This is a genomic window from Heyndrickxia coagulans DSM 1 = ATCC 7050 (assembly GCF_000290615.1).
GTDB lineage: Bacteria > Bacillota > Bacilli > Bacillales > Bacillaceae_C > Weizmannia > Weizmannia coagulans.
This window is the reverse complement of the sequence record NZ_ALAS01000214.1, coordinates 1-10,082: the sequence shown is the minus strand read 5'-3', so window position 1 is coordinate 10,082 and position 10,082 is coordinate 1. Positions and strand designations below refer to the sequence as shown.

Annotated in this window: 15 protein-coding genes; all 15 read left to right on the top strand. The window is 42.9% G+C overall.

All coding sequences use genetic code 11. From position 1 onward, the window contains the following. Positions 1-259: 259 nt before the first annotated feature. Positions 260-718: a LuxR C-terminal-related transcriptional regulator gene (locus tag IC21_RS11670; RefSeq protein WP_234969642.1), complete on the top strand. Its 459-nt coding sequence runs from the start codon at positions 260-262 to the stop codon at positions 716-718. 262 nt (positions 719-980) lie between these two features. Continuing rightward, positions 981-1,184 (top strand): hypothetical protein, encoded by a 204-nt coding sequence (locus IC21_RS11665; RefSeq protein WP_029142858.1) that lies wholly within the window; start codon positions 981-983, stop codon positions 1,182-1,184. 73 nt (positions 1,185-1,257) lie between these two features. Next, the gene (gene terS / locus IC21_RS11660) at positions 1,258-2,025 is read left to right on the top strand and encodes a phage terminase small subunit (protein ID WP_029142857.1); all 768 of its coding nucleotides are present in this window, start codon (positions 1,258-1,260) and stop codon (positions 2,023-2,025) included. Beyond that, positions 1,994-3,286, top strand: a complete 1,293-nt coding sequence (locus tag IC21_RS11655) for a PBSX family phage terminase large subunit (RefSeq protein ID WP_029142856.1) — start codon at positions 1,994-1,996, stop codon at positions 3,284-3,286. Before terS ends, IC21_RS11655 begins: the two co-directional genes overlap by 32 nt. A 12-nt stretch (positions 3,287-3,298) precedes the next feature. After that, a complete protein-coding gene (locus IC21_RS11650) occupies positions 3,299-4,822 on the top strand; it encodes a phage portal protein (protein WP_029142855.1) in 1,524 nt (507 codons plus the stop codon). Between the two features lie 6 nt (positions 4,823-4,828). Then, positions 4,829-5,938: a phage minor capsid protein gene (locus IC21_RS11645; protein ID WP_029142854.1), complete on the top strand. Its 1,110-nt coding sequence runs from the start codon at positions 4,829-4,831 to the stop codon at positions 5,936-5,938. 154 nt (positions 5,939-6,092) lie between these two features. Next, the gene (locus IC21_RS17615) at positions 6,093-6,248 is read left to right on the top strand and encodes a hypothetical protein (RefSeq protein WP_307189157.1); all 156 of its coding nucleotides are present in this window, start codon (positions 6,093-6,095) and stop codon (positions 6,246-6,248) included. Positions 6,249-6,344: 96 nt separating this feature from the next. Next, positions 6,345-7,016 carry a hypothetical protein gene (locus tag IC21_RS11640; RefSeq protein ID WP_029142853.1) on the top strand — a complete coding sequence of 224 codons (672 nt, stop codon included), beginning with the start codon at positions 6,345-6,347 and terminating at the stop codon, positions 7,014-7,016. Positions 7,017-7,028: 12 nt separating this feature from the next. Beyond that, positions 7,029-7,958, top strand: a complete 930-nt coding sequence (locus IC21_RS11635) for a hypothetical protein (RefSeq protein WP_029142852.1) — start codon at positions 7,029-7,031, stop codon at positions 7,956-7,958. 33 nt (positions 7,959-7,991) lie between these two features. Then, the gene (locus tag IC21_RS11630; protein WP_029142851.1) at positions 7,992-8,228 is read left to right on the top strand and encodes a hypothetical protein; all 237 of its coding nucleotides are present in this window, start codon (positions 7,992-7,994) and stop codon (positions 8,226-8,228) included. Between the two features lie 2 nt (positions 8,229-8,230). Beyond that, positions 8,231-8,614, top strand: coding sequence for a head-tail connector protein (locus IC21_RS15860; RefSeq protein WP_029142850.1), 384 nt, complete (start codon positions 8,231-8,233; stop codon positions 8,612-8,614). Positions 8,615-8,680: 66 nt separating this feature from the next. Next, positions 8,681-9,031: a putative minor capsid protein gene (locus IC21_RS11620; protein ID WP_035176647.1), complete on the top strand. Its 351-nt coding sequence runs from the start codon at positions 8,681-8,683 to the stop codon at positions 9,029-9,031. Between the two features lie 4 nt (positions 9,032-9,035). Continuing rightward, complete coding sequence (locus IC21_RS11615) at positions 9,036-9,389, top strand: minor capsid protein (protein WP_029142848.1); 354 nt, start codon at positions 9,036-9,038, stop codon at positions 9,387-9,389. Next, complete coding sequence (locus IC21_RS11610) at positions 9,376-9,795, top strand: hypothetical protein (RefSeq protein ID WP_029142847.1); 420 nt, start codon at positions 9,376-9,378, stop codon at positions 9,793-9,795. Before IC21_RS11615 ends, IC21_RS11610 begins: the two co-directional genes overlap by 14 nt. A gap of 5 nt (positions 9,796-9,800) precedes the next feature. Further along, entirely contained in the window at positions 9,801-10,004 is a 204-nt protein-coding gene (locus IC21_RS11605; protein WP_050996532.1) for a phage tail tube protein, read from the top strand. Positions 10,005-10,082: the final 78 nt, after the last annotated feature.

The window sequence follows — 10,082 nt, the reverse complement described above, 5'->3', positions numbered from 1 at the left end:
TCAAGCGACCAGCGATGTCATGAAAAATATGGCATGAGATCAAAATTAAATTTCACTTATTGGTGTCCAAAATATTGACTTAAATCCATATGGGCACATTACGTGGTGAGTTGAAGAAATGGGGAAAGCAGAATCAAAATAAGGAAAATAAGCCACGAGGAAGGCCGAGAAAGACGAAATCAGAGCGATTAAGTCAACACGATATAAAAACACTTATGGGATATTATGATCCCGTATATAAGCGAGGGAGAGGCGGAGCATGGAGAAATGGAAGATGAACAAGCAAGAAATCTCACAGGCATTAAAGGATTATCATTGGATGATCAACGAAATCAAGAGACAGCGTAAAATGCTGGAGAATGAAGTGAGAAGCAACATCACATCCCAATATGGGGAAGAATCCGCCTTACCGAAGCCAAAAGGAACAAATAGTGATCCGGTTTACCGTGAAATTTTACGTCGGGAGAAAACGCATCAATGGATTAATCGGCTGCAGAAGAAAGTTCTATTTATTCAGGAACATGTTGATTGTGTACGAGGAGAACGCGAACGTGCTGTGCTGGAGTGCCTGCTGGACGGGATGAGCGTAATTGCCATTAGCCGGCACATGGGACTATCAGAAAGGAATATTCGTCTTATACGGGAAGACATTGTCAATGCTATGTATGAAAATGCCGGATTTGCCGGAAATGCCGGATTTGCCGGTTTTGCAGGATAGATGCAGCACAAGAAAAAATATATGTAAAATGGAAGGCAGGACCGGAGAGGAAAAATCCGGGGCGTGAGAAATTTCACGAAAACCATAATTCACCTTGCGGTGAATAATTAAGGGTTCGAGGTTATCCCGGACGAGCTTCTTAATTCGAGACGGGGTAGCAGAAATGTGGACCTGGGTTAAAACCTTGTCGGTTTCGAGGCTTATTTTATTGCAGGAATTTGCCTTCTTTTGTCGAAGTTATTGACGAAGGGAGGCGAATGAAATGAAGGTTTATGAACTAATCAAGGAATTAGAAAACTATCCACATCAAGATGCAGAGATTGGCGTGAATTTCCAAATAACATTAGCACAATCTGATAAAATAATTTCCAATATCACTAAAGTAAACGGCATCTTGAAACCTTTAAACAAAAATGATAATACGACGGTATTATTAGACACAGAAGAAATCAGAGAAAACATTTAAGCATCCTTCGGGGTGCTTTTTATTTTGCTCCAAAACAAACACAAATAGTCGGAGGTGGCAGGTGATGTAGCAGGTGACGGACAAATACATTCAAGCTGAAAAAGATTATGTCAAAGGCATGAAATACAAGGACATTGCTGAAAAATATGGCGTGTCTTTAAATACGGTCAAGTCATGGAAAAAGCGTTATGGTTGGACGCGTGAAAAGGGTGCACACAAAGAAAAAAGTGTGCACACAAAAAATAAAAGGGGCGCACCTGTCGGGAATATAAATGCAAAAGGAAATAAAGGCGGTGCGGCTCCAAAAGGAAACCAAAACGCTGTCACTCACGGTTTCTTCTCCAAATATCTGCCACAGGAATCACTGGACATTCTGGAAGAGATTCAAGAGCATTCTCCCGTCGACATGCTCTGGGATCAGATAATGATTCAGTATGCTGCTATTATACGAGCGCAGAAAATAATGTTCGTTGAATCAAAAGATGAAATGATCAAGGAGATTAAGAAAACCAAGTCAGATATCGGGGAGAATTACGAGACGAACGAAGAAGAGTGGGAATTTCAATTCGCTTGGGATCGCCAGGCGACTTTTCTTAACGCCCAATCTCGGGCCATGTCAGAACTGCGAAGCTTGATCAAGCAGTTTAATGAACTGGCACACGAAGATGATGAACGCCGTCTGAAGCTTGAACAGATGCAGCTAAACATTGATAAAACAAAAGCTAAGATTAAGGAAATCACGAATGAAAGCAACCAAGACGACCGGACGATCATCATCAACAACGAGGATGAAATGAGGCGGATTTTGAATGAACGCAATCAAGATAACCGACCTGATTAATCCAGTGTTTTATGATTTCTGGCTAAATGAGAAGCCAAACAGTGTGCTAAAAGGCGGCCGTTCATCCATGAAATCCTCGGTCATCTCTTTGAAATTGCTTGTTGATTTTTTAAATGATGATCAGGGGAATGTTGTGGTGCTGCGGAAAGTAGGAAAATATCTTTCCACATCCGTTTATGAACAAATCAAATGGGCCATATACATGCTCAAAGTCGAAAATGAATTCTACTTTGGAAAATCACCATTGATCATTCGGCACAAACGGACGAACACGGCTTTTTATTTTTACGGCGTTGATGATCCGATGAAAATCAAATCCGCCAAGATTGCAAAGGGATATGTCATGGCACTTTGGTTCGAGGAACTGGCCGAGTTCGCAGGCGTCGAGGATATCGATATTGTTTCCGATACATTCATCCGGCAGGACCTGGGCGAAAAGGAAGTAAAAATTTATTATTCTTACAACCCACCTCGAAACCCGTATGAGTGGGTGAATGAATGGGTAGATAGCAAAGCTAGCGATCCGGATTATTTTGTTCACCATTCAACGTACATGGATGATGAAAAAGGTTTCTTGTCGCATCAGATGATCCGGAAAATTGAACAATACAAGGAAAATGATCTTGATTACTGGCGCTGGATGTATGCGGGTGAAATTATCGGACTTGGCGATATGGTTTACAATATGAACCATTTCCATTGGATTGATGAATTGCCAAGTGATGATGATCTGCTGCTGATCGATATCGCGATTGACTCCGGATACCAAACATCGGCGACAACATTTTGTGCGTTTGGGCTTACAAAACGGCTTAATGTTATTCTGCTCGATACTTTTTACTATTCCCCTCAAAATCGAGTGGTTAAGAAGGCACCAAGTGAGTTCTCGGACGACTTGAAAGAGTTTGAAAGGGAACTATCGAGGTTTAAAAGAAACATCGATATGAGGACGATAGACAGTGCAGAAGGAGCGTTGCGAAACCAATACATGAAAGATTATGGTATCCAGCTACATCCGATTGCAAAAAAGAAAAAGGTAAACATGATCGAAAATGTTCAGGACCTGCTGGCACAAGGTCGTTTTTTTATGCTCAGAAACAGTAACAATCAAATCTTTTATGAAGAACACAAAAAGTATCAATGGGATGCCGACACGTTGCAAAGCGATGACCCGAAAGTCGTCAAAGAGGACGACCATACTTGTGATGCTTTTCAATACTATGTAAATGACAATTTAAGGAAACTGAACTTGAAATATTAAGGCGGTGATGCCATGTTTCGAACCATCCTAGCCAAGATAAAGGGGGTGCTCGCTAAAATGGGATTGATCAAACAAATTAATAATGTTTCACAGCTGGCCGCCGTACAGGAGAGTGAGGCACAATACAGCCGAATTGAAGTATGGAAGTCTTTATACCACGGCTATTTGCCTTTTTACCAGGAAGGTGATGTACGAATCCCATTTCACGACACCAAATGGACGGATGCTGCTGGAAATGAGCATAAACGCCGCCGGGCATCTATGAAGATGCCAAAAGTAATAGCGGAAGAAATGGCTTCACTGGTTTTTAATGAGAAATGTGTAATTAATATCTCGTCTGATCAGGAAATTCAAGAACTGATCGATGATATTTTTAAAGAAAACCGGTTTGAAAAACGATTCCAAAATTACCTCGAATATGGGTTTGCCATGGGCGGATTTGTCATGAAACCTTATTATGACGATGGTATCAAGATCGCTTTTGTTAGGGCTGACTGTTTCCTGCCGACCCAAAGCACAAATGATGAGATTCAAGCCGGCGTGTTCATTAACGAGACGCGGAAAGGTGACAAATTTTATACGCTGCTTGAATGGCACAATTGGGACGGTACTGACTATGTGATCACGAATGAGCTGTATGAAAGTAAAACAAAGGGTTCACTAGGATCAAAGGTGCCGTTGTCCGATCTTTATCCTGACCTAGAAGAAACCGTAACAATTCAAGGCCTTACGCATCCATTGTTTGTGTATGTTAAGCCAAATCTTGCAAACAATTTTGAACCGGATTCACCGTTAGGCATTTCCATTTATGCGAATGCAATCGACACGCTAAAATCTCTTGATATCGCATTTGACAGCTTTCAACGCGAATTTGTGTTGGGAAAACGCCGAATTATGGTACCACATACGGCGATCCGGACAGTAGTTGACCCGGAAACAGGCCAGATGCAGAGATACTTTGACATAAACGATGAAGCATATATCAGCTATGCGGAAAACGATACTCAAAAAATGATTCAAGAGATGGCCGCAGAACTGCGGATAGAAGAACACATATCCGCAATCAATGCGTTGCTGAACATTCTGGCTGCGCAGACTGGTTTCAGCTCCGGCACCTTTGCTTTTACGGGTGGGGCAAGCGTCCAAACAGCAACACAAGTCATCTCGGAAAACAGCAAAACATTCCGGACTAAAAATAGCCATGAAATCATGATTGAAGCCGGGATAAAAGAATTAATTGAGGCCATTTTGCAATTGCTTGTCATTTATCAAGAGCTTCCGGCAATACCGGATATTGATGTGACAATTGACTTTGATGACTCCATTGCAGAGGACAGGCAGGCAAACGCTAATTATTATAGCGGTCTCGTATCTATGGGGCTTATGCCAAAGCTTAAAGCAATCATGAGAATATTCGACTTGCCGGAAGAAGAAGCTCGTGAGTGGCTGGCGCAAATCCAACAGGAAAACGGTCAACAGGTCCCACAAATGATGGAAAGCTTCCTGAACACGGCGGAAACAGATGAGGTAGGGTGATAATCTATGTTAACTCCCAACCAACTGGAACAGCTTGCAAAGCCCCTTATTAATATTTATGGGCAGCTGGAAATAGACATCATCAAAGCCATTGTAAAACGTCTGGAGACAAAGCAGGACATAACAAAGGACAATGTATTGCATTGGAAGTTTGAGAAGCTCCGGCAGCTCGGAGACCTAAATAAAGACGTAATTCAACTCATCTCACTGATGACCGGCAAGACAGAAAAGGAGTTGGAAAAGCTGATTAAAGAGAGCATGAAGCAGAGCGTGCAACCTATGGATAATTGGTTGAGTGGTTTGGCTGATGACGGAAAAATTGATAAAGCACCGCCACTCGAGCAAGACACGCGTATTTTTAATACACTTCTCACATTTCAGAGGCAGGCAACATCAACGCTCAACTTAACAAATTCGACCATTTTGCAGAACAGCCAACAAGTTTACCGGGACATTATCTCCCAGTCGACAGTAAGCGTCATGACTGGCATGAAAACCCATCAGCAGGCGGTAGCAGATACGGCAGCCAAATGGGCAGAAAAAGGCATTCCGGCACTTGTGGACAAAAAAGGACGACAATGGTCAATTGAAGGGTATATTCCGATGGTGGTTAAGTCAGTCGCTAACAATGTGGCAAATCAAACGCAATTCGACCGGATGGACAGCTATGGGGTTGACTTAATTGAAATCAGCAGTCACGTTGGCGCTCGTCCGGGATGTGCTCCCTATCAGGGCAGGATATTTGACCGTAACGGTAAAAGTAAGAAATATCCCTCGTTGGCAAGCACGACATATGGAAAGCCCGCCGGTATATTTGGTATTAATTGCCATCATCACCCTTACCCGTATATCCCAGGTGTAAGCGTAAAGCGATATGAGCCATATCCGATAGAGGAAAATGCAAAAGCCTATGAGCAAAGCCAACAGCAACGCAAGATGGAACGGGATATCCGCAAGGCCAAGAATAATCTTGAAGTGATCCGGCGGCTCGGTACAAAAGAAGATGTTGCCGCCGCCCGAAAGAAAGTGAGGGAAAAGCAAGCGAACATGAGGGCATTTATCAATGATACCGGCAGAACGCGGAGGTATGATCGAGAGCAAATCATTAAAAAATGAAATATTAAATGATTTGTCGGAAATATACCGGCTACAATGTGAGGTGAGCGCAAATGCTAAAATATCGAAAGAAACCAGTCGTGATTGAAGCGGTACAGTATTTAGGTAACAAAATTATCAAGATATATGTAAGTTTGTCGGTAAAGAGTTGACAATGGAGTACATGGATACGGAGCAAATCTTAACCATTGAAACACTTGAAGGCGAATTGAAAGCAAATAAAGGTGATTACATCATCAAGGGTGTGCAAGGTGAGTTTTACCCATGCAAGCCGGACATTTTTGAGAAAACATATGAGCCTGCCGAATAGGTGGAGATGATCCAACATCTCGGATCAACGCTGTTATGTGTGAAATTAAGTCGCCAATAGGCGTCTTTTTTAATTCCAATACGAGGAGCGATGCAAATGTTTAACATTCTACGTTTAAACTTGCAATTTTTTGCAGCAGACACCGGGGCTGGAGTAGAGGGCGGAGGTGTTCCAGTTGACACTGGGCAAGGAGGTGATCAAAAAACAGAGACGGTACCGCCTGCAAACCAAACGCCGCCGGCTCAACCACAACAGACACAGCCGGAGAAACAAGAACAAACAAATCCTGAGCCGCCAAAGGTAGATACAAAGGAAATCAAGACCAAAGCCCAGGCTGAACTGCTGAAAAAGCTCGGTTTTGAAAAGGTGGATGAGCTGCAAGAAGTGCTGACCAAATACAAAGAGGAGCAAGACGCTAAAAAATCCGAATTCGAACTGCAATCTGAAAAGTTGCAGAAAATCGAAGCGGATTTTTCTTCTGTTCAGGCCGAAAATGAGTCGCTAAAGGCTCAAATCAGCGCCATGAAAGCAGGAGTGAAGGCAGATGCTGTAGAGGATGTGGTCGTGCTTGCCAAAACAATGGTCAATGATGAGGTGGACATGGATGCCGCCATAGCAAAAGTGCTTGAAAAATATCCGCAATTTGGACAGGGAAAGGAGGATCCAGAGCCTGAACAAAAACCGAGCTTTAAAACCACGACTGGGGAGCACAAAACGCAGCCGACCACTGATGTAGAAAAATGGCTTGAAGCATTCAAACTTAAATAATAGGAGATGAAAATGATGCCAGTAAACTATGCTGAGCTGTATTTGCAAGCTTTACAACAACGTTTTGCAGAGGGTCTTCTTTTTAATGATCTCTACAATACGCCAAACAATCAAAATATCAAATGGACAAACGCGAAGACGATTCAAATTCCGAGAATCACAACCGGCGGATACATTGATGTCGATCGTGATGTAGTGGGCGGTTTCACTCGCCGTGCCGAAAATGATTTTGAACCGAAAACACTTGAACATGACCGGGAATTTTCAACTTTGGTTGACCCGGTGGATGTGGACGAGTCAAATATGGCTTTGACTATTGCAAACATTACTCGCGTTTTTAACGACGAACAAAAAATTCCTGAAATGGACAAATATATGGCGTCAAAATTATATACGGAATTTATCAAATATGGTGGTTCGGCATTAACAGATAATATCACGGAAGCTATTGTTTTGCAGGTCTATGATGAACTGATGATGCAAATGGATGAAGCTGAAGTGCCACAAACTGGACGCATTCTTTATGTGACGCCTGCAGTGAATAAAGTATTGAAGAATGCTGACAGTGTCCAGCGTTCTATTTTGGTTACGCAGAATTCAGGTTCTATTAATCGAAATGTCCGTAGCCTGGATGAGGTGACAATTAAAGTTGTTCCTTCTAATCGGATGAAAACTATCTATGACTTTACGGATGGTGCGGTGGCTGATGCTTCAGCGGCACAAATCAACATGATTCTGGTGCATCCGTTATCGCTAATTGCACCGATGAAATATGAATTTGTCAGCTTGGATGAACCGTCCGCAAAAACAGGCGGAAAATACCTGTACTACGAACGTGCCTACTGGGATGTATTTGCAATCGAGAAGAAAGCGCCAGGCATTAAATTTGCTATTACTCCAGCTGCTCCAGCGAGTGACGGCGGAGGCTCGACGGGGGCGTAAGAGCTCCCGTTTTGATATAAGGGAGGTAACAGAATGAGCACAGTAAAAGTCAGGAAAGAAAACCGTGTCTTGCATGTACCAGAAGGGCAAGTAGCCAAGTTTTTAAATCAAGGGTATGACCAAATTGACGAGACTGGCAATATCGTAAAACGTGCGACTGGCGGCCGAATGGTTACATTGCAAGAATATAATCGCTTGCTTGACCGTGTGGCGGAATTAGAACAGGAGTTGTCCGCTCCAAAAGGCGCCAAACAAAAAAAGAGTGAGTGACGATGAAATACATTGACCAGGATTTTTACTCGAATGAATATGGCGGAACGACCATTCCGCCTGATAAGTTTACAGAAATCGCAAACGCAGCCGAACGCGTGATTGATCAGGCTACTTTTTTCCGGATGAGCCAGCTGGATTTTTCCAAGCTATCCAACCGCATTCAGTGGCTTGTAAAAATGGCCATATCAGCGCAAATAGAATATTTTTACGAACTGGGCAGCCATACGGAAGCGGGCATGCAGACGGTACAAAGCGCATCCATCGGCGGGTTTAGTTACGCTAATCCGCAGATGGATAGCAATAAAAATATAATGCTATCTGAAACTGCCATTATGTATCTAACGCAAACTGGGCTGATGTATAGCGGCGTGAACGTATATTAAACGTGATTCCGTTTGTCTTCCGTTTCGGAGGTGATTACTATCTTTGTAAGACCAATTCCGCCAATCATGATGCCACACACCGTCCAGCTGCAGTCCTACTCGGGTAGTAGCCGATACGGTGAATCTTACGCGGATCCCGTGACGATTACGCATGTTCGCGTTGTACCAAAATCACAGTTGAAAACACAGCTTACCTTTGGATTTAACGCTGAAACAATCGACTTTGCATCTATGTTGTTTATCGACGTAAGCACATCGAAACAAATCACAGACGGTGCAGAGCAGGATTTGAAGATTGTCCCAAAAGAAAAAGACAAGGTCATTTTTAAGGGAAAGGAATACGTCATCCAAAGCGCAGATGAGCTGTTGGCCGGAGATAAAGTACATCATTATGAATGCGGGCTAAACGGGGTGTGATCAGATGATTAATGTGCAAGTCAATATCGGGAATATACGAGGAAAAGTTGAAAAGGCTACGAGGTATGGGCAATTCATAACCAGCCAACAAGTATTAAAAGACTGTAACTACTACATCCCGAAGGATAAGGGCACATTAGAGCGTTCATCTTTGCAAGCCTCAGACCTTGAGCGTGGTGAAATCGTTTGGGATACGCCTTATGCGCGGCGCCTTTACTATCACCCGGAATACAATTTCTCAAAAGATAAAAATCCGCACGCACGCGGCCTTTGGTTTGATGAAGCGAAAGCAGTGCGTGGAGATAAGTGGGTTGCCGTTGCACAGGAAGGGGTTGAACAGGGCCTTGACAGAGAATGAGCTCGATTTTCAGGACTGCATGATTGATGCCATTGAAGCGAATTGCAATTTATTTGCGCCCATTGATGTGCCAATCATTAAAATCAATGTGGACGGCACAGGAAGTGGTATCGCCTTCATGTTAACGCCAATCGGTGAGGAAACACGATTCATGGATGGCAGCCGTGACAGGATGTATGCTTTTCAAATTAGTGCTCGCAGCCCTGATCAGCTACAAGTCCTCAACACATTATTCAGCATCAATAGATTCATAGATGGGCTTAAAAGTGGTGACATTAAAAGCAAAAATGGAACATTTGAGTTTATTAATGCCGTGATTAGAAGCGTGCCAAATTTGGTGCAAGCTGACACTCACGGCTTTTTATATGTATCAAATTTCGAGGCTGAACTTTTATTAAAGGAGTGAGATGAATGGCTTTTAACTTAAACTACAAAAACAAGTTTGAGATCGACACAAAAGGGAATTTAGACCCGAATTCGACGACAGGAGCTGAATTTGTTCCGATTGCAGCCGGGATTTCCACGGTTACACCTGCTCCAGGTGACACAACGGACAATACAGCCTACTACAACGGTGGCGGATTTGCAAGTACAGATGTAACCGGGCAGTTCTGAAGAGTAAATTCATCAATTTTTAGATGTTTTATGATAAAATGACTTATCCACATTTAGAAAATTTTTCCATCTATTTTT